The organism is Streptomyces sp. DSM 116793 (assembly GCF_057320905.1).
On the sequence record NZ_CM170494.1, the window covers coordinates 7338587 to 7360338 of the forward strand.

Here is a 21752-nt window from a genome sequence, read left to right on the forward strand (position 1 = left end):
CGGTCAACTCGTGACCCGCGCTTCACCCGGGCTTCACGCGGGGGCCGTCGCGCTGTCGCAGGCCAGGCTGACACTCCTGGTCGTATGCCACTCCCCGAGACATCGCAAGCAGCGAAGGATGCCGAACGCATGGCCAAAAATGCAAGATCACCCCGACGAGTGCGCGGTTGGGCGGCCCGGGCGGGTGCAATGACCGGAGCGGCCGCGCTGGCGGTCGCCGGTGCCACCGCCCCCGCCCTCGCCTCGGGACAGCACCACTCCGGGAGCACGGCGACGCCCATCAAGCACGTCGTGGTCATCTTCGGTGAGAACATCTCCTTCGACCACTACTTCGGCACCTACCCGAAGGCGGCGAACACCGACGGCACCCCCTTCAAGGCGTCCAAGCACACGCCGAAGGACATCCGCACCCTGACGAACGCGGGCCTGCTGGAGAAGAACCCCAACCAGTACCCGCCCAAGCGCCTCAGCCAGAAACAGGCCGTCACCTGCGACCAGAACCACAGCTACACGCCTGAGCAGTACGCCTACAACGGCGGCAAGGCGGACAAGTTCGTCGAGAACACCGACTCGGGCAAGTGCTCCGGCAACCTCTACTACGAGCCGGGCCTGGTCATGGACTACTACGACGGCAACACCGTCACGGGGCTGTGGAACTACGCCCAGCACTACTCGCTGAACGACAACTCCTTCAGCGACGTGTACGGGCCCTCCAGCCCGGGCGCGGTCAGCCTGATCTCGGGCCAGACGCACGGCATCATCTCCACCGACCCGGCGAGCGGCACCGAGAACCCGAAGCAGACGGACAAGCCCGACCCGTACACCGTGGTCTCGCCCGACGCCAAGGGCGTGGGCACCATGATCAACGACCCGGACCCGGCCTACGACGACTGCTCCGGCTCCGACCACACCTCGAAGAACGCGCTCGGCGTCATGCAGGGCAAGAACATCGGTGACCTTCTTAACCAGAAGGGCGAGAGCTGGGGCTGGTTCCAGGGCGGCTTCAAGCCGGGCACCCCCTGGGACGGCCAGCAGGGCCACTACGCCAAGTGCGGCTCCGTGACGCACACCAACGTGGCCGGCGCCGCCTCGGTGGACTACAGCCCGCACCACGAGCCCTTCCAGTACTACAAGTCCACGGCCAACCCGCACCACCTGCCGCCCAAGAGCGTCAAGGAGATCGGGCACAACGGCCAGGCGAACCACCAGTACGACCTGACCGACTTCGACGCCGCCCTCAAGACCGGCAACCTGCCCTCCGTCAGCTTCCTGAAGGGCGCGGAGTACCAGGACGGCCACGCGGGCTACTCGGACCCGGTGGACGAGCAGCACTTCGTGGTGAACGAGATCAACAAGATCCAGAAGTCGCCGCAGTGGAAGGACACCGCGATCGTCCTGGCCTACGACGACTCGGACGGCTGGTACGACCACGTCATGGCCAAGGTGCAGAACGGGTCGAAGGACAGCAAGCCGGACTCGCACGGCAACCCGACCGACAGCCCCGCCTGCCAGGCGGGCCCGGCAGCCGCGGGCGGCTACGCCGACCGGTGCGGCCCCGGCCCGCGCCAGCCGCTGCTGGTCGTCTCCCCGTACAGCAGGGTCAACGCCGTCGACCACACCCTGACCACGCAGTCCTCGGTGCTGAAGTTCATCGAGGACAACTGGCACACGGGCCGGATCGGCGACGCCTCGTTCGACGCGGAGGCGGGCTCCCTTAACGGCATGTTCGACTTCAGGCACCCGAACGAGCAGCAGGTGCTCCTGAAGAGCGACGGCTCCGTGCAGTCGGTCGGCCGCATTCCGCAGCACGTGCCCACCGTGAGCGAGAAGACCGTGGACGCCCAGCAGTACACCGGTGGTGAGCTGGCGCTGTCCGCCAGCGGCACCGGCGGCGTGTCCACGGGCGCCGTCGCGGGCGGCGCGGCGGCCGTCGCGCTGGTCGCCGCCGGCGCCGGGGTCGCGGTGCTGCGGCGCCGCAGGTCCCAGGCCGGCTCCGCGAGCTGACCCGTCCGTCGGTGCCGCCGCCCGTGCGCGGCGGCACCGACGGCACCGGTCCCTCCGCACGAATCCGGGGCCGGCCCCGAGGGGTCGGCCCCGGACCTTTTCCCGGGCCCCGTGGGCCCGGGGACTCATGGGTCCCGGGGACTCCGCGAAGGGCATCCGGGTGCCTTCACGGCCGCCGCCCGTGGGCCCGCGGCCGTCCCGCGCCCGGCTAGGCCGGTTCCGCCAGCGGCAGGAGGGTGCGCGGCGCGGTGCCGGGCAGCGCGACCGGCACCACTTCATCGGTCGTGTCGTCGACCACGGTGACCCGGACGGCGGGCCGCGGGGCGTTGTCGACGGTCGCCGCCGGGTCCAGCGCGAACAGCACGTTCACCGGCCGCGCCCCCTGCCCGCCCTCGTACACGCCCGCGTACCGCAGGATGCGCCAGCCGTCGTCGTCCCAGTGGTCGAGCAGGCCCGAGCGGACGACGGGCGCCGCGGCCTGCCAGGCGAGCGAGCGTTCCAGCAGTTCCACGGTCGCCGCCACCGGCACCGTGGCCGCGGCCCCGGCCAGCGGATGGCCGAAGACCCGCAGCCGCGTCCTGCGCAGCGGCAGCAGCCACAGCCGGTCCACCTCGTCCGAGAGCACCACCAGGACGGCCGCGGCGAGCAGCACGCAGACCGCGGACGACGCCGGGTGCCCGGCCAGCCGCGACCACCAGGTGCCGTCCGCCACGGCCGTGGCGAGGCCGAGCACCACCACGAGACCCGCACGCGCGAAGGCCCGCCACCCGATCGGCCCCTCGTCCGAGGCCGTGCAGCCGCACGACGACTCGGGCGCCGTCGCCCTCGCGTAGCACAGGTAGCCGAGGAAGCCCGCGCCGAGCGCAGCCGTGGCCGCGCCCGCGGCCGCCGACCGCGGTGCCGCGAGGAGCGCCACCGCGACGGCCAGCTCGGCCGCGCCGACGGTGCGCAGGGCGAGGGCGGCGCGCCGGCCGTCGGTGAACACCCGCACCAGCACGGTGCCCGCGGCCTGCCGCGCCACCCGGCGGCCGAACAGCTTGCCCGCGCCGGTCACCGCCAGCAGGGCGCCGCACACCAGCGGCGCCAGGGTGCACAGGAGTGAGATCATCGCCCCTCCCTCAGTGGCCCGCGGTCACTCGGGAGATGTCGATGCCGTCGTCCTCGGGCCGCCAGGCGCCCAGGATCTGCGCCGACTGGCCGATCCGCAGCCGGGACAGGTCGCCGGTCTGCGCACCGCCCAGGTAGGAGGCCGTGGTGTGGTCGGCGTGGATGTGGCCCACCACCGCGTTCCGGCCGTGCGACAGGTGCAGGCGGTCCTTCGCGATACCGCGGATGGTGCACAGGATGTTGACGATGTTGACCCAGACCGCGTCGGCCGCGATGGTGCCGTCCGGCATGTCCACACCGCGCGCGTAGAGGCCGTCGCCGGGCCTGATGGCGTCGGCCGTGGTCGGCTTCAGCTTCCAGACGCTGGTGGCGTTGGTGAGCTGGATCAGGTGCTGCTCGCCGTAGGAGCCCTTGACCTCCAGAACCCTGCCGTTGATACGGCTGATGCGCCCCTCCGCGAAGGTCGACCTGGCGATCGCCGGGTCGAGCGACGGCATCGGCTCGGCGAACGCCGCCTCCGCGTCGAGGCCGCCGAGCGCCGAGGCGCCCACGACGGTGGCACCGCCGAGGGCCGCGGTGGTGAGGAAGCGCCGCCGGTCGAAACCCCGGCGGCCGCCGGGCCGGTCGGGCCGGCCGGACCCGTCCTGCTGCCCGTGTTGGTCGTGCCGGCCGTGCTGGTGTCTGGCACTCATCTCGGTTCTCCTCCTCACTCCGTCGTCACTCGTAGATGTAGACGGGCAGCATGCCGGAATCGAGGTTCCCGATCGCCGAGAAGGCCGCCGGGGTCAGGTCGATCACGCGGTTGGTGCGGCAGGCCCCGTTGCAGCAGGTGGCCTCGCCGCAGAAGCTCTTGGTGCGCGGGCCGCAGTCGGAGACCGTGACGCAGACCGTGGCTCCCGAGCACTGATGTCTGACGTTCATCACCGAGCCGCAGCCGCGCCGTGGAATGCTCTCGCCGCACAGGTCGGGCCGGGTGATGTCGAAGCACGCCTGCGAGGCGTTGGGCCAGGCGGCCTGGGCCCTGCTGGACTGGCACGTGCCGCAGGCGCCGGTGCCGGCGCTGCCGCAGGGGCCCCAGGAACTGCCGCAGCAGAACCAGGTGCTCTCACCGGCCCAGAGGCTGGTCGATCCGCAAGCCATGTCTCTTCCCTTCACTGGAGCGGTCCGCCCCCTCGACACCTCGCCTCGCCCGTCGGGGAGCCGCCGTACCGGAGGGCGGGCCGCATTGGACCGTTCGTGGACCGGCGCACGGCATGGGGCGGCGCGCGGCCGCCACCCGGGGTGGGCGGCGGCCGCACACCGGCTTCGGAGACGCCGAGGAAGATTTGCATGCCCATGACAATTCCGGTGCCGTGGTCGGGCAGGGCACGGGAGCGGTGCGGGGCTTGCCTCCTCGGCGGGCCTCCTGCGTGTGCCGGGTGGGACAGATGTGTCGGCAGTGCAGGTGGAGCACGCCCATCATGCTCGCTTCTACGCGCGTCCGCCAGGGGGCGGCGACATGGTCGTGCGGGCCGTGCCGTGCGGCCCGGAGGGGCGCGGGGACCTGTGCGCCCGGCCCCCACCGGCCGGTGGGGCCACGGACCGCAAGCGGCTGGGCCCGATCCGCCGCATGCGAGGTCCGGCCCCTCCCGCCGGACGCCGGCCGGGTCCGGCCCCTCGTACGGGCCTGTCGCGGACGGCGGAACCGAGCGCGGTGCCACCGCCGTACGGGCAGCCTGACGGCCCGTGAACAGGGCCGACGACGCCGGTGCGGGGGCTCTCCACCGGCCCTGCTGCGGTTGCGGGGGTCAGGCGGCCGCGCTACCACGGGATAAGTTCCCTGCCCTTCTGGGAGGCGGTATGGCCACAGAGATCTCGCCCCTCATCAAAGGCTCCGGGCTCAAGGCCCGGGGCGGACTTATGGGCGAATGCCTCGCCGAGTTCCTGGGCACGCTCGTCCTCATCTCCTTCGGTGACGGAGTGGTCGCGATGGCCGTCGCCGCACTGCCCGGCTCCGGGCGCACCTCGGGACCCACCACGTTCTTCCTGGGGGTGGGCGACTGGCTGCTCGTCGCCTGGGGCTGGGCCTTCGCCGTCACCTTCGCCATCTACGTCGCGGGCGGTGTGAGCGGCGCACACATCAATCCCGCCGTGACCCTGGCCCTCGCGGCGCGCCGCAAGTTCGCCTGGGCCAAGGTGGTGCCGTACTGGGCGTCCCAGGTGGCCGGCGCGTTCACCGGGGCGGCCCTGGTGTACGCGGTGTACCACTCGGCCATCAACGCCTTCGACACCGCCATCAAGGCACCGAAGGTCGACGGGCACACGCTTCAGACGTTCTCGATCTTCGCCACCTTCCCAGCCCCCTATTTCCACGGCGGAATCTGGGGGCCACTGGTCGACCAGATCGTGGGCACCGCATTCCTGGTGATGTTCGTGGTCGCCTTGATAGACCTGCGGAACCAAGCGGTGAAGTCGAATCTGGGGCCGCTGCTCGTCGGTCTCGTGGTGGCCGCCATCGGCATCTCGTTCGGTGCCAACGCCGGTTACGCCATCAACCCGGCGCGCGACTTCGGCCCCCGGCTGCTCGCCTATGCCGAGGGCTGGAGCAGTCTGGCGTTCCCCGGCAACATGGCGGGCTCCTTCAGCGCGTACTGGTGGATCCCGATCGTCGGACCGCTGGTGGGCGGTCTGGTCGGCGTCCTCGTCTACGACCTGTTCATCGGCGACACGCTGCTCGCCCGTGCCCAGGCGGGGGAGGTGCAGGAGGTGGGCCGGACCAAACCGACGATCCAGGAGGAGTAGGCCCCGTCGCGCCGCCCCGGGCGCTCGGCCGCTCCTTCCCCGGAGCCCGCCTCCCCGGTCCCACCGGCCGCCTCCCTGGTCCCACCGGCCGCCGGCACGGACGCCTCCCGTCCGTGCCGGCGGTGTTGTGTGCGTTCCGGTCGCGCCGTGTCGCTGTTGGGCCGATCGGGTGAAGGCGCGTAACAATGGCCCGGTGTGCGGTGAGACGACGAGCGAGTACCGGGACGGGGTGGGGCAGTGAGCGGCCACGACGCCACTGATGAACAGTGGGAGGGGCTCGCCGAGGTCGTACCGCTGCGCAGCGGGGAGGCCTGGCCGACCTGGCCCGGCCGGCCGGCGGCCCCCGCGGCGGAGGCCGCTACCGAGGCGCGCCGCCGGTTCGTGGTGCTGCGCGTCAACGTCTTCGCGGACGCACGCGAGGTCGCCGAGACGCTGATGGCGCGGGTGCCCGTGCTGCTCGACCTGACCGGCGCGGAGACGGACGTCGCCAAGCGCGTCCTGGACTTCAGCAGCGGGGTGGTCTTCGGGCTGGGCAGCGCCATGCACCGGGTCGACCGCAACGTCTTCCTGCTGGCGCCCCCCGGTACCGAGGTACGGGACGTGATGGCCGGCGCGGCGGGCTGACCCTGCGCGGCGCCCGCGCCCCTTCGGGGCTGCCCCTTGCGGTCGCGGACCCGCCACCTCTCGGCGGGGCTTGAGCGCGCAGTTCCGCGCGCTCCTCCGAGGGTGCCCCTCGCGGTGCCCGGTCGGCTGACGGTCGGTGGGGGCCGGTCGTGCGGTCCCCGCGCCCCTTCCGCGGTGGCCCCTTGGGGCGGGCGTCGGCGTGTCCCATGAGGGGCGGCGCGAGGGGCGTCCCCGCAAAGGGGCGCGGGGACCGCGGGATCGCCGCGGCGCCCCCAAGGTCCCCCGTTCGTGGGAAGAGCGACAAGAGGAACGGTTCATCCGATCATCGGATCCCTACGGTCCTGACATGACCGCACCCGTTCCCGCCACGGCCCTCGGGACCACAGCCCCGGACGCCACCGTCGTCCCGGCCCCCCGGACCCCCTCCCGCGCTCTGCGGCCCGCCCTCACCGAGGTGCGGCTCAGCGCGTTCGCCGGGCGCCGGAAGGCCGTCGTCCGGCTGGGACCCGTGACCCTGCTGGCGGGACCGAGCGGCAGCGGGAAGACGACCGTCCTGCGGGCCGCGCGGGCGCTGGCACGGCTGGGCGGGGGCGCCCGGCTCGCGGAGGCGTTCCCCGACCCGGCGGCCTGTGTCCCGGAAGGGGCGGGGAACGCCTCCGGCCGGCGCGGCTTCCGGCTCGGCTGTACCGCCGAGGGCCCGGCGGGCTCCGTACGGCTCGACCTCGCCGTCCAGGCGGAGCCCGACCTCCGCATCGTCGGCGAACGCCTCACCGCCGACGGCGTGACCCTGCTCCAGACCGGGCTGCGCGACCCCGGCAGGAACGTGCTGGCGGCGGCCTGGCACACCGGCGGGCCCACGCCGGTGCCCTGTGACCCGCTGCCGGGCGACCGGCTCGGCACCCCGCTGCTGCCGCTGCGGGTGGCCGGGCGCACCGAGGGCCAGCGGTGGGTGCTCTCCGCCGCCGAGCAACTGGTGGTCGCCCTCCGCTCGGTCTTCGCCTGCGACCCCAGCCCCGCCCGGATGCGGGCCCCGGCCCCGCCGGCCGGTGAGCGGCTGCTGAGCGGTTGCGGCAACCTCGCCGCGGTGCTGGGCCGCACCCGCAGGGAGTGCGGCCGGCGGCACGCCCGGCTGGTGGCGGCCGTCCGCGCCGGCTGTGCGGGACCGGTGCACGACCTGCTCGCCCGGCGGCTCGACGACGGCACCCCGCAGGCCGTGCTGGACCGCGGCGCGGGCGTCGTCACTCCCGTGCAGCGCCTGGGCGACGGCGAACTCCGTTATCTGGCCCTCGCCCTGGTGTTGCTCACCGGGCCCGGCGTCCTGGCGGTCGACCCGGCGGCCGAGGTCCCGGCCGCGTACCAGACGCTCACCGTCCTCGCCGACGGCTTCGACCGCTGCCTGGACGCGACGCAGACCCGCGAACTCGTCCGGCTCGCGGGGGAGATGTGCGCCGGCGGCCACCTCCGGCTGCTGGCAGCCCTGCACAACCCCGCCGCCGCCGAGGAGGTCATCCCGTCCGCGGTGGTACACCTGAAGCCGTGACAGACAGCTCTCCCGGGCCCGGCCCGCACCCCCTCGATGTGGCGTACCTCCAGCGCCGGCTCGCCGACTTCGCGGCGGCGCGCCACTGGGGGCCCTTCCACACCCCCAAGAACCTGGTCGCCGCGCTGAGCGTGGAGGCGTCCGAACTCGTCGAGATCTTCCAGTGGTTGACGCCCGAGGAGTCGGCGCGGGTGATGGACGAACCCGGAACCGCGCACCGCGTCCGGGACGAGGTGGCGGACGTCCTCTCCTATCTGCTCCAGCTCTGCGAGGTGTTGGGGATCGACCCCCTACGGGAACTTGACGCCAAGATCGACCGCAATGAACGGAGATTTCCGGTGCCGCGCGATTCCGCCCCGTCTCGGGGTGATTCGTGAGCCGATGGCCGTCAACACCCCGGGCCGTCCTGCGTGATCCGTCACTCTCCGGAGTTACTACCTTATCAACATTCGATTTTCTGTCCACAGATTTCGGGTTTCCTCTGGCTTTTCGTCCCAAGGGGCTTCACTCTTAGTAGTGGACGACATGGGAGCGGAAGAGCCGCGCGAGGCACGTGGCAGAGGAAGATCTCCAGGAAGACGGGGACGGCGGATGGACGCGGTGCAGCTCATCGGATTGGGCAGGCGCGCACTGGCACAGAGCCAAGAGGTCCCGGACATCATGGTCGAGGCCTGGCAGGTACAGGCCCTGGCGCAGGCGGTCGGCAGCAGACTGGCGGTCGGGGGCCCGCCCGAGTTGCGGGGCGAGGCGCTGGGGCTGAGCGAAGTGGGCGGCAGGGGATGCGGAGCGCTGGGCACCCCGGCCCTCAAGGTCGAGGACATCCGCGCCAGCCAGCTCTCCGAGATCGGCGACGCCCGGCACACTCTCCTGGAACTGGGCGTGATGGTGGGCGAGTTGGCGATCGCGCTCGTCGGCATCGCGTGCTCCGCCGAGGAGGACGGCATCTACTGGCAGTGCATGGAGGCCATCGACGCGGCCGACGAGGCCAGGGACAGGGTCGTCGAGATGCTCCGCAAACTCGCGGCCAAGGAGGAGAGCCTTCCCGAGCCCGACTCGGCGGGGGCACCGTGAGCGTGCGGTGAGGGACCGCGCCGGGACGGGGGCGGGTGCCCCGGGCGACCCGGGCGCGCGGCGGCCGCACGCGACGGAGCGCGCCGCACGTGCGGAGAATGGCGGACGCACGGAGGATGCCGTACGTACGGATACGCCGGACGTTCTGGAGCGCGTGGACGCCCCGATCGCCGCGTGCCCGGAGTGCGCCGCACGCCCTGTGGCGTCGACCGGCGGCCGTGCGTGGACCGGTGGGAGTCCCGGTGGTCCGTTGCGGGAGCGTCGCGGTCGCGCGCGGGTTCCCGTCCCCCCCGGTGCCCATGGGGCGGGCGTGACGTCGGCCGTGGACGGGGTTCGGGGTTGTGGTCATCGGGCCTGGCCGGGGTGTGCAGGATGGGGGCATGGATCTTCGCATTTTCACGGAGCCCCAGCAGGGCGCTACCTACGACACTCTTCTCAGCGTGGCCAGGGCGACCGAGGACCTCGGGTTCGACGCGTTCTTCCGGTCCGACCACTATCTGCGCATGGGCTCGGCCGACGGGCTGCCCGGGCCGACGGATGCCTGGATCACCCTGGCGGGGCTGGCCCGCGAGACCAGCCGGATCAGGCTCGGCACCCTGATGACCGCCGGCACCTTCCGGCTGCCGGGCGTCCTGGCCGTCCAGGTCGCCCAGGTCGACCAGATGTCCGGCGGCAGGGTCGAGCTGGGCCTGGGCGCCGGCTGGTACGAGGAGGAGCACACGGCGTACGGCATCCCGTTCCCCAAGGAGAAGTTCGCGCGGCTGGAGGAGCAGCTCGCCATCATCACCGGCCTGTGGGGCACGGAGCCGGGCAAGACCTTCGACTTCGACGGCACGTACTACCAGCTCGTCGACTCCCCGGCGCTGCCCAAGCCGGCCCAGGACAAGGTGCCCGTGCTCATCGGCGGCCACGGCCGGACCCGCACCCCGGAGATCGCCGGCCGGTACGCCGACGAGTTCAACATCCCGTTCGCCTCGATCGAGGACACGGAGCGGCAGTTCGGCCGGGTCAGGGCCGCCGCGGAGCGGTTCGGGCGCCGTGCCGGCGACCTGGTCTACTCCAACGCTCTGGTCGCCTGCGTCGGCAAGGACGACGCGGAGGTGGCGCGGCGCGCCGCGGCGATTCGCCGTGAGGTCCCCGACCTCAAGGCGAACGGTGTTGCCGGGACGCCGGCCGAGGTGGTCGAGAAGATCGGGCAGTACGCGGCGATCGGTTCCCAGCGGATCTATCTCCAGATCCTGGATCTGTCCGACCTGGACCACCTGGAACTGATCTCGTCCGAGGTGCAGCGCCAGCTTTCGTAGCCCCACGCCTGCTGCGCCCCTCAGCGGGGCGCAGCCCCGCTTGGAAGGGGCGCGGGGCTGTGTCCTGGGGCACCGTTGGGGGGACCGCCCACGCCTTCAAGGCAGTGGCGGAGTTCTTGAAGCAGTGGGGGAGGCTCCGTCGCGTGGGTGTGACGAGCCCCGACGACGAGACCGCCGGCTCGTCACCGGCCCGAGGGGGCTGCTCCTGTCCTGGCCGGACCTTAGGCCGGTTGGTCGCGCGGTTCACCGCGCCGCCGACGGGGTGCCGTGCACCGGAAGGACGGCCGGTCGAGGCGAGGGGCCACTCGTCTCGGATTGGACTTGGCGGTGTCTCACGCCGCGTCGCTACCGTCCTCGCATGCGATTTCACATCGTCGACGCCTTCACCGACCGCCCCTTCGCCGGGAACCCGGCGGGCGTGTGTCTGCTGCCCGCCGGGCAGTGGCCGGAAGACACCTGGATGCAGCGGGTCGCGGCCGAGGTGAACCACTCGGAGACCGCGTTCGCTCTGCCCCTCCAGGGCGCGGCGGCTCCCGACAGTACCGGGGCCGACTGGGCCATCCGCTGGTTCACCCCGCTCGTCGAGGCCCAACTGTGCGGCCACGCCACATTGGCCACGGCACACGTGCTCCGCACCGAGCGGGGACTCTCCGGGACCGTGCGGTTCAGCAGTCGGCGGCACGGCATCCTCATCGCGCACACCGATGAGGAGCGTGGCATCACCCTGGACTTCCCGGCCGCACCCGGCACCGCGGCCCCCGTGCCGGAGGGGCTGGCCGAGGCGCTGGCGGCCGAGCCCGAGGCCGTCTTCCACGCGGCCGCCCTCGGTGACCTGCTGGCGGTCCTTCCCGACGAGGCCGCCGTCCGTGCCGTGACTCCGGATGAGCAGGCGGTGGCGGACCTGACCCGCCGCAAGGGCCTGCGCGGCATCATCGTCACGGCCCCCGCAGCCGAGCCCGGGGTGGGGTACGACTTCGTGTCCCGTTTCTTCGCGCCGGGCAGCGGCATCCCCGAGGACCCCGTCACGGGCAGCGCACACACCGTGCTCGCCCCCTACTGGTCGGCACGGATCGGCCGCGACAGGCTCACCGGCATCCAGGCGTCCGAGCGCACCGGCCTCGTCCGCACCGCCCTGCACGGCGACCGCGTCCACCTCACCGGAAGCGCCGTCACGGTCGTGGACGGCACCCTGTACGCCTAGGGGCTTCTGATGGATCTCCGTGGCGCCGCGACGCCCGGCACGCTCCCCCACGCTCGGCTGCTCCCCCACGCTCGAACGGGCTCGCACGAGGATGCCCCCACGTGCAGGACCACCGGCGCCGCACGGGTGCAACGGCACTACTCGATGTGGCCGTCCGACGTCACATGACTGGACATCGGCTGCCAGTCGGGCCTGCCGCAGCCCGGTGCGGCAGGCCCAGGCGGCCGGCGGACAGGCATCCTGGACCGGTGCGGCCGAAGGAGACGTCACATGCCGGCTCACCGCTTGTCGCACTTCGTCGTCCTTCCGTGCTGGTGCTCGGGCGGCCCGCTGCTCGAGGACGTGGGTCGGGTCAGAGGCTGCTGCGCTCGGTGGAGTGACCCCCGGTCTCCTGCGCGGCCTCCTCGCCGCCGTCTCCTGACGGCGGCTTCGGGACGGCCGGTTCGGGCAGGGTGCGGAACAGCAGCCAGCTCAGGGCGGGCATCACGAGCAGGGGCATCAGGGCCGTGCGCAGCGAGGTGGCGTCGGCGATGCTGCCGATGACGGGACTGGTCAGACCGCCGACGCTGACCATGAGGCCGAGGGTGACCCCGCTGGCTGTTCCGACGCGCGTGGGTAGGTAGTCCTGGGCGAGCGTGACCTGAAGCGAGAACGGGACGTACAGGCCGATCGAAGTCAGTGCCACGAACAGGTAGATCGCCGGGCCGGGCACGAACACCACGCCGGCGACGGCCGCGACCGTGATCAGGTACGACCTGCTCACCACCGTGACCCGGTCCCAGCGGTGGGCCAGGTCGCTGCCGACGACCGTGCCGACGGCACCGCCGAGATAGAGCACGAACAGCGCGGCCGTCCCCGCCGCCGTACCACCGCCCGTCTGCTCCCGCGCCTGGAAGGCGACGAAGGTGCTCATTCCGACGAAGACGATCGACCGGCACACCACCGCCAGCGACAGCCGCAGGAACGACTTCCAGTCGTCCCGCCCCTCCCCGGCCGCCTTGCGGCCGTCGATGGACGGCGCCTTGTCCGGCACCCGCAGCACCGGCAGCGTCAGCACGCTGCCGACCAGCGCGGGCAGGATCAGCAGCGGGGACAACCGCAGCCCGCCGGTGGCGATCACGGCGGTGACCAGGAGAGGAGCCACCGCGAAGCCGACGTTGCCGCCCAGGGAGAACCAGCCCATGGAGCTGTGGCTGCCCTTGCTGGCGATCCGGGCGACCCGCGCGGACTCCGGATGGTACGCGGCGACCCCGATGCCGGACAGTGCCACGAACAACAGTGTGAGCGGGTAGGAGCCGCTGACCCCGCTCAAGGCCACACCGAGCCCGCCGAGGACCATGCTCGCCGGCAGCAAAGAACATCCGCCATGAGTCGGTGGCGCCCACGAGCGCACGCCGGCTCGCCCGCGGCACGGGGATCGACGCCCACCGGCACGACGACCACCAGCTCGTCTACGCCGGCCGGGGCGTGCTCGCCGTCACCACCAGCGCCGGCACGTGGACAGCCCCTGCCACCCGGGCGATCTGGGTTCCGGCCGGCACCGTGCACTCCCACCAGGCCCACGGCGACCTCGAACTGCACCTGATCGGCCTCCCCGCGGACACCAACCCGCTCGGCCTCGACCATCCCACCGGCCTGATCGTCAGCCCGCTGCTGAGGGAACTGATCCTCGCCTGCACCCGCGCGCCGGCGGACGACAGCCCGGAACACCGCCGCCTGCGCGCGGTCCTGTGCGACCAGCTGCGAGTCTCGCCCCAGCAGCCGCTGCACGTTCCGACACCGACCGCACCGCAGCTCGAGGCAGTGTGCGCCATCCTGCACGCCGACCCTGCCGACAACCGCACCCTGGCGGCCCTGGGCAGACAGGTCGGCGCCAGCGACCGCACACTGTCACGATTGTTCAAGGCCGACCTCGGCCTGACGTTCCCGCAGTGGCGCACCCAACTGCGGCTCTCCCACGCCCTGGTGCTGCTCGCCGAGGACACACCGGTGACGGCGGTGGCCCACCGGTGCGGCTGGTCCTCGGCGAGCACCTTCATCGACGTCTTCCGCCGCGCCTTCGGCCACACACCAGGCCGCGCCGCGGACCCGGCACGGACGACGGGCCTGACAGGTCGTTTCACGGGCACCAACCGCTCAACCAGATCCGCCATGCATTGAGCAACGGCCCCGGAGCCCGGAACGAACGACGTCTTGGGACTCCTGACAAGAGCGGTGGGCGGGAGCCCTGGCCGGCGGCCGGTGTCGTGCACGAGGCCGCCGGGTTGCGGGACGCGGTCAGCCGCGCCATCGCACGCGATAAACCCGGCGACGCGGACGATCATCCCCGGGATACTGGTCGCCCATGGATGAGGTAGAAGTCGTCGTCGCCCATTCCGAGCGGGCGACCCTGCGCGTCGGCGACGTGTTCTTGAAGGTGGACGCCGATCAGGCGCGCCTCGACGTCGAGGTCGAGGCGATGGCCCTGGCGCCGGTTCCGACTCCTGAGGTCCTGTGGCGCAGGCCGCCCGTGCTCGCGATCGCCGCGGTTCCGGGGACGGTGCTCGGCCGTCTCGGTGAGCCGTCGACCGCGTCGCCGGCGGCGTGGGCCGCGGCGGGTGCCGCCATCCGGCAGTTGCACGAGGCGCCGTTGCCGCCCTGGCCCGGCCGGCGCCGCCGGGGCCCCGACGAGCTGGCGGCGGAACTCGACGGCGAGTGCGAGTTGCTCGTCAAGAACGGCGTCCTGCCCGCCGACCTGGTCACCCGCAACCGCCAGGTCGCCGGGGCCGCGCTGCGGCCGTGGACTTGGGTGTTCACGCACGGCGACCTGCAGATCGATCACGTCTTCGTCGACGGCGGCGAGGTCACGGGCATCATCGACTGGTCCGAGGCGGGCCGGGGTGATGCCCTGTTCGACCTCGCCACCTTGACGCTCGGACACGAGGAGCACCTCGGTGACGTCATCGCCGGCTATGGCACCGACGTCGATCCCGACGTGATCCGCGCGTGGTGGTCGTTGCGAAGCCTGCTGGGGGTTCGCTGGCTTGTCGAGCACGGCTTCGACCCCTTCGCGCCGGGCTGTGAGGTCGACGTGCTGAGATCCCGGATGTGAGGCTGCGCGGGCCCGCTGCTGTGAGTGCGTGCCGACGCATCGGGCAGGCGGTCTCCCGTTCCAACGAGAACTGGCACCCCGCCATTTCCAGAGGGCCGGAAGCCTTGTTCTGTCAGGAGTCGTTAGGGTGGAGACGTGCGGATCGTCTCCCTCCTCCCCTCGGCCACGGAGATCCTCTTCGCGGTCGGCGCCGGCGACGACGTCGTCGGCGTGACGTTCGAGTGCGACCACCCACCCGAGGCCCGCAGCCGGACCATCGTGTCCACCAGCTCGCTGCCCGACGGCGGCCGGGCGTCGCCCGCCGAGATCGACCGGCTGGTCGGCGAGCGGATGGCCGCCGGGGAGGACCTGTATCACCTCCACCGTGGCGCACTGGCCGCGCTCGACGCCGATCTGGTCGTCACCCAGGACCTGTGCGCGGTCTGCGCGGTCGACGTCGCCACCGTCCACGACGCGCTGGAGTACCTCGCCTGCCGCGCGGAGGTGCTGACCGTCGATCCGCAGACGCTGCCCGAGGTGCTCGACTCCATCATCACGATCGGCGCCGCCGCCGGTGACCGCTCCCGCGCCCGGGCCGCACGGCTGGTCGCCGAGTTGTCGGCGCGGCTCGATGCCGTACGGGCCGAGGGCGCGCGCGGTCCGGGTGCAAGGCCGGTACCGGTGTTGGTCCTGGAGTGGACCGACCCGCCGTTCGCGCCGGGCCACTGGGTGCCGGACATGATCGAGGCGGCCGGCGGGCGCTGCGTCCTCGGCCGGTCCGGGGCACGCTCGTTCCGGACCGGTTGGGACGAGCTCGCCGCCGGTCCCGCCGCCGCGGCGGAGGTGGTGGTGTGCGCGCCGTGCGGGTTCGGCCTCGACGAGTCGGCACGGCTGGCCGCCGAGATCGCCGACCGGGTGCCGGAGGGAGTCCCGCTCTGGGCGGTGGACGCCAACGCGTCGTTCGCCCGTCCCGGCCCGCGGCTGGTCGACGGCGTCGAGGCGCTGGCCGGCATCCTCCACGGCCCGGTGGCCGGCGATCCGGCCCCGTCCCTGGCCCGCCGCATCCGCTGACGCGACGTCGCACCGTGGGTGGGTCGCGCGCGCAGTTCCCCGCGCCCCCGACGGGGCGCCGCGCACCGGAAGGCGGGGGTGGACAGCGGGGATGCTCAGGCCGCGGGTGCCGCGGCGACGAGTACGCTCTCGCCGGGCGACAGCAGCGTCAGCCGCTCCTTGAGTCCGGCCTCGGCGAACGCCTTCGCCAGCTCCGGCGCCCCCTCGGAGAAGTGCCGCCACATATGGAAGTGCACGGGCACCACATGCGCCGCGTCCAGGATGCGCGCCGCCTGCGCCGCCTGCTCGCCGGTGAGGGTGAGGAAACCGTCGATCAGACCCGTCCGCGCGGCACCGGCGAACAGCACCGCGACGTCCACCCGGCCGAACCGCTCCGCCACCGCGCGCACCCTGTCGAGGGAGGCGTTGTCGCCGCTGACGTACACCGTGGGCACGTCCTCGCCGGACAGGACGAACCCGGCGACCTCCCCGACGATGTCCTCGGTCCCCTCGGGGCCGTGCAGCGCGGGTACCCGGGTGACCCGCAGCGTCCGGCCGTCCGGGCGCGGCAGGTCGACGTGCTCCCAGAGGCCGACGGCCCGGCAGACCCCGCCCAGCCGCTGCTCGGCGGCGGCGGTGGTCAGCACGAGCGGCACCCGCTCCAGGTAGGCCCGCCCCGCGTTGTCCAGGTTGTCCACGTGCTGGTCGTGGGAGAGCAGGACGGCGTCGACCAGCCCGACCTCGTCGGGGCCGAGGGCGGACGGGGCGGTCTTGGCGAGCACCCGGCCCGGTCCGAGGTCGTACTCCTGCGGTGGGTCGAAGGTGGGGTCCGTGATCAGACGCACCCCACCGGTCTCCAGGATCGCGGTGGGCCCGCCCACCATCTCGATCCGCATCCCGTGTCCGGTGCCGTGCTGTGTGTTCATGAAGGGTGACTGCTCCTGTGCGGCTGGGGATGACGTGTACGGCCTCGTGCCGCGCTGCCGGCCGGGGCCGCGGACACCGCGGCCGCGTCCTGCGGCACCCCTCGATCATGCCTCCTGCGGGGCCCGGCCGACAGCGCCTGAGGCGCCGCCACGCGGAAGAGCCGCACCGGAACGGAGCGAGGGGCGACTCGGCGGGTGACGGCACCGCCGCGGCCGGCGGGCCTCGACGCACGACCCCCGCGTACGACCCCCGCGTATAACCTCCGCGTACGACCGCTGCCTATGATCTCCGCGTACGTCCTCCGCGTACGTCCTCCGCGTACGTCCTCCGCGTACGTCCTCCGCGTACGTCCTCCGCGTACGACCTCTGCGCACGCCCCCACGTACGACACGTGCCACCCCCACGTACGACCCCTGCCACCCCCGCGTGGACAGCCCAGCGTGCGACACCTGTGGACACCCCGGCGTACGACCCGCGCGCACCCACCCCCGTGCACCACCGCTGCGCACGGAACAGCCGCGCGCCGGCCCGCAGCGGCGGGCCCGGCCCGGTGCACCTGGCCTGCCCGGACCGAGGCCGAAAGGCCATAGCCACCGCCGCCCGGCACGGCGATACTCGGACAGGTGTTCCTGACGATCAGTACCACCGGTACCCCTGAGTGGCCGGCCACCGACCTCGGCTTCCTGCTGCACAAGCACCCCGACCACGCGCAGGCCTTCGCGACCTCCTGCGGCACCGCGCACGTCGTCTACCCCGAGGCGTCGGCCCGGCGGTGCACCGCGGCACTGCTGCTGGAGGTCGACCCGGTGGCGCTGGTGCGGCGCGGCAGGGGCAAGGGCCGTGGCGGCGCCCCGGACGCGGCGCTCGCGCAGTACGTCAACGACCGCCCGTACGCCGCCTCCTCTCTCTTCGCCGTCGCGCTCAGCAGCGTCTTCTCCAGCGCGATGAAGGGCCGGTGCAAGGCCAGGCCCGAGTTGGTCGCACAGCCGCTGCCGCTGCGCATCGAGGTGCCCGTACTGCCGGCGAGCGGCGGGCCCGCGCTGGTCCGGCGCCTCTTCGAGCCGCTCGGCTGGACGGTGACCGCCGAGCCCATACCGCTCGACACCGCCTTCCCGTCCTGGGGCGACTCGCGGTACGTACGCCTCGTCCTGGAGGGGGACCAGCAGCTCGCGCAGGCGCTCTGCCACCTGTACGTACTGCTTCCGGTACTCGATGACGCCAAGCACTACTGGGTGACGTCCGACGAGGTGGACAAGCTGCTGCGGGCCGGCGAGGGCTGGCTGCCGGGCCATCCGGAACAGGCCCTCATCACCAGCCGCTACCTGGCCCGCCGCTGGTCGCTGACGCGCGAGGCCCGCGAGCGGCTGGAGCTGACGCGGCTCGCCGAGTCCGACGACTCCGGCGTCGAGGAGATCGACAACGCCGTGCCGGAGGACACCGGCGCCGGCCCGGCGGGCGGTCTCGCGGAGGCGGCGGACGCGGCCGGGGCCACCGGGGACGGGACCTCCGGGCCGCCGGCCGTCCCGGTGGGCCCGGCGCCTGTCCCCGTGCAGCCGGACCCCGTCCCCGCGGGCCCGGCGCACGTCCTCGCCGCTCCGGAGACCGGGACCCCGGTCCCGGCCCCGGTCCCGGCCCCGGTCCCGGCCGCGTCCGCCGAGCCCGCCGCGGCCGGGGGAGTCCCGCTCGCCGCCCGGCGGCGCGCCGCCATCCTGGATGCGCTGCGCGCCGCCGGTGCGAGCCGGGTGCTCGACCTGGGCTGCGGCCAGGGGCAGCTGGTGCAGGAGCTGCTGAAGGACCCGCGGTTCACCGAGGTCGTCGGCGTGGACGTCTCCATGCGGGCGCTCGCCGTCGCCGCCCGGAGGCTGCGCATCGACTCCATGGGTGAGCGGCGGGCCGGACGCGTGCGCCTGCTCCAGGGCTCGCTCGCCTACACGGACGGCCGGCTCAAGGGCTATGACGCCGCCGTCCTCTGCGAGGTGATCGAGCACCTGGACCCGCCGCGGCTGCCCGCGCTCGAACATGCCGTCTTCGGCGCTGCCCGGCCCCGCACCGTGCTCGTGACCACGCCCAACGCCGAGTACAACGTCCGCTGGGCGAGCCTGCCGGCCGGGCGGATGCGGCACGCCGACCACCGTTTCGAGTGGCCCCGCGCGGAGTTCGCCACCTGGGCGCGGACCGTCGCAGCCCGGCACGGCTACGAGGTGCGGACCGTCCCCGTGGGGCCCGACGACCCCGAGGTGGGCCCGCCCACCCAGATGGCGGTCTTCAGCAGGTCCGAGCCGAGGAAGGGAGCAGTGGCAGCATGACCGGTACCGCGGCCGAGGAGGCCACCACCCCCGCCCGGCGTCCCCTCGCCGTGCCCGACCTGTGCCTGGTGGTGCTCGTCGGCGCCTCGGGGTCCGGCAAGACGACGTTTGCCCGGCGGCACTTCAGGCCCACCGAGGTGATCTCCTCGGACTTCTGCCGGGGTCTCCTCGGCGACGACGAGAACGACCAGAGCGCCACCGCCGACGCCTTCGACGTGCTGCACTACATCGCGGCCAAGCGTCTCGCGGCCGGCCGCCTCACGGTCGTCGACGCCACCAGCGTGCAGCCCGACAGCCGCAGGCAGCTGGTCAGGCTCGCGCGCGAGCACGACGTCCTGCCCGTCGCGATCGTCCTGGACGTCCCCGAGGAGGTCTGCGCCGAGCGCAACGCCGCCCGCGACGAGCGCGCCGGCATGCCGCGCCGCGTCATCCAGCGGCACGTCCGCGAACTCCGCCGCTCACTGCGCCACCTGGAGCGGGAGGGCTTCCGCCGGGTGCACGTCCTGCGCGGCCCCGACGAGGCGGCGGCCGCCGAGATCGTACGGGAACGGCGCTTCAACGACCTCGCGCACCTCACGGGCCCCTTCGACATCATCGGCGACGTGCACGGATGCAGCGCCGAGCTGGAGGCGCTGCTCGGCAAGCTCGGCTACGTGGACGGGGCGCACCCGGACGGGCGGACGGCCGTCTTCCTGGGCGACCTGGTCGACCGCGGCCCCGACAGCCCCGGCGTGCTGCGCCGCGTGATGTCGATGGTGGCCGCGGGCACCGCGCTGTGCGTGCCGGGGAACCACGAGAACAAGCTCGGCCGCTGGCTCGCCGGCCGGAAGGCGCAGCAGACGCACGGCCTGGCGGAGACCGTCGGACAGCTCCGCGCGGAGAGCGAGGAGTTCCGCGCCGAGGTGCGCCGGTTCGTCGACGGGCTCGTCAGCCACTACGTCCTCGACGGCGGCCGGCTCGTCGTCTGCCACGCGGGACTGCCCGAGAAGTACCACGGGCGCACCTCGGGCCGGGTCCGCTCGCACGCCCTGTACGGGGACACCACCGGGGAGACCGACGAGTTCGGGCTGCCGGTGCGCTACCCGTGGGCCGAGGACTACCGCGGCCGCGCCGCCGTCGTCTACGGCCACACGCCCGTGCCGGCCGCGACCTGGCTGAACAACACCATCTGCCTGGACACCGGCGCCGTCTTCGGCGGCCGGCTCACCGCCCTGCGCTGGCCCGAGCGGGAACTCGTCGACGTGCCGGCCGAGCGGGTCTGGTACGAGCCGGCCAGGCCGCTGCGCTCCGCGGCGCCCGGCGGGGACGACGGCCGGCCGCTGGACCTCGCCGACGTGCACGGCCGCCTGGTCGTGGAGACCCGGCACGCCGGCCGGATCACGGTCCGCGAGGAGAACGCGGCGGCCGCGCTGGAGGTGATGAGCCGCTTCGCGATCGACCCGCGCCTGCTGCCGTATCTGCCGCCGACGATGGCGCCCACCGCGACCTCGCGCCGCGAGGGGTTCCTGGAACACCCGGCGGAGGCGTTCGCGCAGTACGCGGCGGACGGTGTGGAACGGGTGGTGTGCGAGGAGAAGCACATGGGGTCGCGGGCGGTGGTGCTGGTCTGCCGGGACGCCGAGGTGGCGCGGGAGCGGTTCGGGGTGGCCGGTGAGGGTCGTGGGGGTGGTGGTTCGGGTATGGCGAGCGGCTCGGGTGCGACGGGCGTGACGGGGGGTGGGCCCACCGGTGCGCCCACCGGTGCGCTGTACACCCGGACCGGGCGGCCGTTCTTCGACGATCCCGCCGTCACCGAGGAGATCCTGCGGCGGGTGCGGGCCGCGATCGGGCAGGCCGGGCTGTGGGAGGAACTGGCCACGGACTGGCTGCTGCTGGACGCGGAGCTGATGCCGTGGTCGCTGAAGGCCCCCGGGCTGCTGCGCACCCGGTACGCGGCCGTCGGCGCCGCCTCCGGCGCCGTCTTCCCCGGGGCGCTCGGCGCGCTTCAGGCGGCGGCGGACCGCGGGGTCGACACCCATGAGCTGCTGGCGCGGCAGCGTGACCGGGCGCGGGACGCGGCCGCGTTCACCGATGCGTACCGGCGGTACTGCTGGCCCACGGAGGGGCTGGACGGGGTGCGGCTCGCCCCGTTCCAGATCCTGGCGTCCCAGGGGCGCAACCGGGCGGTGCTCCCGCACGATGTGCAGCTCGCGCTGCTCGACCGCATGGTGGAGCACGACGCCGGAAGCCTGCTGCAGACCACTCGGCGGCTGTACGTCGACACCGGTGACGAGGCGTCGGTGCGGGCCGGGATCGACTGGTGGATGGAGATGACCGGACGCGGGGGCGAGGGGATGGTCGTCAAGCCGGTGGAGGCGATGGCCAGGACCGGGCAGGGGCGGCTGGTGCAGGCCGGGGTCAAGTGCCGGGGGCGGGAGTACCTGCGGATCATCTACGGGCCCGAGTACACGCGGCCCGATCACCTGGAGCGGTTGCGGTCGCGGTTCCTCGGGCACAAGCGGTCGTTGGCGATCCGGGAGTACGCGCTGGGGCTTGAGGCGCTCGACCGGTTGGCGGAGGGGGAGCCGTTGTGGCGGGTGCACGAGGCTGTGTTCGCGGTGCTTGCGCTGGAGTCGGAGCCGGTGGATCCGCGGTTGTGAGGTCCTGCGGGGACGCGCCGGGGACATCCGTCCCCGGCAGGCGTCTTCCGCGGGCCGTACGGTCACTCTCGGCGTGGCGCCGGCTTCCCCGGTGCCTCAAGGGCCTGTCAGACACCCCCGGAGCGGAT

General features: G+C 73.3%; 17 protein-coding genes and 1 pseudogene. 13 read left to right on the plus strand and 5 right to left on the minus strand.

Annotated features, from left to right (window positions below):
• Nucleotides 1–189 precede the first annotated feature (189 nt).
• Nucleotides 190–2004 carry a phospholipase C gene (locus tag ACSMXW_RS28860; RefSeq protein WP_485800577.1) on the plus strand — a complete coding sequence of 605 codons (1815 nt, stop codon included), beginning with the start codon at nt 190–192 and terminating at the stop codon, nt 2002–2004.
• Between the two features lie 208 nt (nt 2005–2212).
• Here ACSMXW_RS28860 and ACSMXW_RS28865 read toward each other — a convergent pair whose 3' ends face one another.
• The 3 genes from ACSMXW_RS28865 to ACSMXW_RS28875 are packed head-to-tail and all read right to left on the minus strand — an operon-like array spanning nt 2213 to nt 4251.
• On the minus strand, nt 2213–3112 hold the full coding sequence (locus ACSMXW_RS28865; RefSeq protein WP_485800579.1) for a MauE/DoxX family redox-associated membrane protein: 900 nt from the start codon (nt 3110–3112) through the stop codon (nt 2213–2215).
• 10 nt (nt 3113–3122) lie between these two features.
• Nucleotides 3123–3803: a cell wall protein gene (locus ACSMXW_RS28870; RefSeq protein WP_485800581.1), complete on the minus strand. Its 681-nt coding sequence runs from the start codon at nt 3801–3803 to the stop codon at nt 3123–3125.
• Nucleotides 3804–3828: 25 nt separating this feature from the next.
• Nucleotides 3829–4251: an RlpA-like double-psi beta-barrel domain-containing protein gene (locus ACSMXW_RS28875; RefSeq protein ID WP_485800584.1), complete on the minus strand. Its 423-nt coding sequence runs from the start codon at nt 4249–4251 to the stop codon at nt 3829–3831.
• A gap of 699 nt (nt 4252–4950) precedes the next feature.
• On the opposite strand from ACSMXW_RS28875, the gene ACSMXW_RS28880 reads away from it, so the two are divergent.
• From ACSMXW_RS28880 to ACSMXW_RS28910, 7 genes are all read left to right on the plus strand, one after another.
• Nucleotides 4951–5892: an MIP/aquaporin family protein gene (locus ACSMXW_RS28880; protein WP_485800588.1), complete on the plus strand. Its 942-nt coding sequence runs from the start codon at nt 4951–4953 to the stop codon at nt 5890–5892.
• Between the two features lie 237 nt (nt 5893–6129).
• Complete coding sequence (locus tag ACSMXW_RS28885) at nt 6130–6516, plus strand: cell division protein SepF (protein WP_485800589.1); 387 nt, start codon at nt 6130–6132, stop codon at nt 6514–6516.
• Nucleotides 6517–6862: 346 nt separating this feature from the next.
• Nucleotides 6863–8056 carry an AAA family ATPase gene (locus ACSMXW_RS28890; protein WP_485800590.1) on the plus strand — a complete coding sequence of 398 codons (1194 nt, stop codon included), beginning with the start codon at nt 6863–6865 and terminating at the stop codon, nt 8054–8056.
• Nucleotides 8053–8433, plus strand: a complete 381-nt coding sequence (locus tag ACSMXW_RS28895; RefSeq protein ID WP_485800592.1) for a nucleotide pyrophosphohydrolase — start codon at nt 8053–8055, stop codon at nt 8431–8433. Before ACSMXW_RS28890 ends, ACSMXW_RS28895 begins: the two co-directional genes overlap by 4 nt.
• 214 nt (nt 8434–8647) lie before the next feature.
• Complete coding sequence (locus tag ACSMXW_RS28900; protein WP_485800594.1) at nt 8648–9127, plus strand: DUF6099 family protein; 480 nt, start codon at nt 8648–8650, stop codon at nt 9125–9127.
• A gap of 380 nt (nt 9128–9507) precedes the next feature.
• Nucleotides 9508–10431, plus strand: a complete 924-nt coding sequence (locus ACSMXW_RS28905; RefSeq protein ID WP_485800596.1) for an LLM class F420-dependent oxidoreductase — start codon at nt 9508–9510, stop codon at nt 10429–10431.
• 358 nt (nt 10432–10789) lie between these two features.
• On the plus strand, nt 10790–11632 hold the full coding sequence (locus ACSMXW_RS28910; RefSeq protein ID WP_485800597.1) for a PhzF family phenazine biosynthesis protein: 843 nt from the start codon (nt 10790–10792) through the stop codon (nt 11630–11632).
• Between the two features lie 352 nt (nt 11633–11984).
• On the opposite strand, the pseudogene ACSMXW_RS28915 reads toward ACSMXW_RS28910, so the two are convergent.
• Nucleotides 11985–12986: pseudogene (locus ACSMXW_RS28915) on the minus strand (MFS transporter); the annotation flags it as partial.
• A 20-nt stretch (nt 12987–13006) separates the two neighbouring features.
• Between ACSMXW_RS28915 and ACSMXW_RS28920 the strand changes: the two are divergent.
• From ACSMXW_RS28920 to ACSMXW_RS28930, 3 genes are all read left to right on the plus strand, one after another.
• Nucleotides 13007–13792: an AraC family transcriptional regulator gene (locus tag ACSMXW_RS28920; RefSeq protein WP_485800599.1), complete on the plus strand. Its 786-nt coding sequence runs from the start codon at nt 13007–13009 to the stop codon at nt 13790–13792.
• Between the two features lie 184 nt (nt 13793–13976).
• A complete protein-coding gene (locus ACSMXW_RS28925; RefSeq protein ID WP_485800601.1) occupies nt 13977–14723 on the plus strand; it encodes a phosphotransferase family protein in 747 nt (248 codons plus the stop codon).
• Between the two features lie 135 nt (nt 14724–14858).
• Nucleotides 14859–15773 (plus strand): ABC transporter substrate-binding protein, encoded by a 915-nt coding sequence (locus ACSMXW_RS28930; protein ID WP_485800603.1) that lies wholly within the window; start codon nt 14859–14861, stop codon nt 15771–15773.
• Between the two features lie 95 nt (nt 15774–15868).
• Here ACSMXW_RS28930 and ACSMXW_RS28935 read toward each other — a convergent pair whose 3' ends face one another.
• Nucleotides 15869–16678 carry an MBL fold metallo-hydrolase gene (locus ACSMXW_RS28935; protein ID WP_485800605.1) on the minus strand — a complete coding sequence of 270 codons (810 nt, stop codon included), beginning with the start codon at nt 16676–16678 and terminating at the stop codon, nt 15869–15871.
• 624 nt (nt 16679–17302) lie between these two features.
• Here ACSMXW_RS28935 and ACSMXW_RS28940 point away from each other — a divergent pair.
• Nucleotides 17303–18985: a 3' terminal RNA ribose 2'-O-methyltransferase Hen1 gene (locus ACSMXW_RS28940; RefSeq protein WP_485800607.1), complete on the plus strand. Its 1683-nt coding sequence runs from the start codon at nt 17303–17305 to the stop codon at nt 18983–18985.
• Nucleotides 18982–21624 (plus strand): polynucleotide kinase-phosphatase, encoded by a 2643-nt coding sequence (locus ACSMXW_RS28945; RefSeq protein WP_485800609.1) that lies wholly within the window; start codon nt 18982–18984, stop codon nt 21622–21624. Before ACSMXW_RS28940 ends, ACSMXW_RS28945 begins: the two co-directional genes overlap by 4 nt.
• The last annotated feature ends 128 nt before the right edge of the window (nt 21625–21752 follow it).